This window comes from Nocardioides malaquae, assembly GCF_015070385.1.
Taxonomy (GTDB): domain Bacteria; phylum Actinomycetota; class Actinomycetes; order Propionibacteriales; family Nocardioidaceae; genus Nocardioides; species Nocardioides malaquae.
The window spans coordinates 1-244 of the sequence record NZ_JADCSA010000980.1 but is presented as its reverse complement, the minus strand read 5'-3'; the positions used below and the strand labels follow the sequence as shown (position 1 = coordinate 244).

The 244-nt window shown below is 44.7% G+C and carries 1 protein-coding gene; it reads right to left on the bottom strand.

From position 1 onward, the window contains the following. Positions 1-244 (bottom strand): hypothetical protein (locus IEQ44_RS17440; protein ID WP_227487704.1); only part of this gene is annotated, 244 nt, incomplete at both ends.

Here is a 244-nt window from a genome sequence, read left to right as displayed (position 1 = left end):
GGCAACGGGTACCACCACAGACTGTTTCCAAACAGCTGGTACTTTTTGCAGGGAGAGAGAAAGATTAAAAATGAAATTTAAAATTGGGCCTAACTGTTCAGCACAGGTTTTTAACAGGCGCCCACTCAGGTTGTCAGGGCCAGGACTTTTTTTGGGGTTACACCCCTTAAGGCACTTTGTTACATCTTGCTCAGTAAAGAAGGGGGAAATGGTAGGTGCTGATTTGAGACCAGTCCTTATTTCT